The organism is Vibrio sp. 1288 (assembly GCF_033344475.1).
Window position 1 is genome coordinate 1 of record NZ_JAWPOX010000110.1, and the last position, 1,214, is coordinate 1,214.

Genomic DNA, 1,214 nt, shown 5'->3' on the forward strand with positions numbered 1-1,214 from the left:
AGGCCAAAAACGACCGCAAGGTTGAAGAAAAAGATGCGGTTTCCGACACCGACTGCAGCTGTTGCGGATTCGCCAAGTAGACTCACCATGAAAATATCCACGACGCCGAGCAACGCAAAAAGCATGGATTGCAGTGAAACAGGGAGGCCAATCGCAATCAGCTTTTGCCAAAATGCTTTATCGATGTATTCGCGTGTTAAGAGCATCGCATTTCTCCTTAAAGATTGATGCGAGTAGTTTATCCCCATGATTTCGCGTTGTATTTTTCAAAGGCATCCAAAACTTTTGCAAAACTCTCAACTAACACCCGCAAATAAATTTTGTCATTGTAAAAACGCGATGACTCACAGTACGAGCCACCGACATGGAAGAAAAGCAAGAGCGCTACACCATCTCAGAGAAAACCTATCAAGAGTTCATTGATCACACGCGAGTGCTTGCACTGGAAGAACGAGGCATTGTGCAGTGTGGGATCGCGACTTGCCGTGACTTCTTTTCCGTTTATCGCAAGAACCAGAAGAAACACATGCTGCTTTATACTGTGCGTGGTAAAGGTTGGTTAGAAAGTGGGGCGTGCCGTTATGAGCTTGAACCCGGATCGCTGGTGGTCGTGCCTGCGGGGATTGAAAATGGGTTTGGAATGGAAGATGAAACATGGCAAATCGCGTGGGTATTTCTTTCCCAACATAAAGAGTGGTCGATGGTGGGAGAAAACATCAGCTATCAACTAACACCTGCACCGGAAGTGATGTATTCATGTATTCAGACATTGCTTCGTAGCATAAATCTGTCCATTGATTACGGCAGTGCGGTCGGTGCTCACAGCGTAGCGCAACTGGAATTGATGCTGAATATGCCGTCTTCGGAATCTGTTTCTCGCAATCAGCTTAAACTTCGCCGCGTATTTGACCTCGTTCAGCGTCAATTACATAAAGACTGGAGCGTTGAGCAGTTAGCGGCACTCTATCCATGTTCGGAGCCCCATTTACATCGTTTAACGCAGCAACAATTTGGTCGAAGCCCGATGGCACACTTGATGCGCATGCGAATGGAGTATGCCGCGCGTTTACTTCGTTCAACAGAGTGGCCGATTCAACATATTGGTGAGATTGTCGGGCACCCAACCAGCGCAAACTTTAGTACGCGCTTCAAAGCGTGGTCGAGCATGACGCCAAGAGAGTTCAGACAAAATGGAAGAATAGAACGAGATCCTG

General features: G+C 47.2%; 2 protein-coding genes. One reads left to right on the plus strand and one right to left on the minus strand.

Annotation, left to right across the window (positions count from 1 at the left end; all coding sequences use genetic code 11):
• Positions 1 to 206: MATE family efflux transporter (locus R8O11_RS24945; RefSeq protein ID WP_318194571.1), on the minus strand; the 206-nt coding region annotated here is incomplete at its 3' end.
• A gap of 158 nt (positions 207 to 364) precedes the next feature.
• On the opposite strand from R8O11_RS24945, the gene R8O11_RS24950 reads away from it, so the two are divergent.
• Positions 365 to 1,214: AraC family transcriptional regulator (locus R8O11_RS24950; RefSeq protein ID WP_318194572.1), on the plus strand; the 850-nt coding region annotated here is incomplete at its 3' end.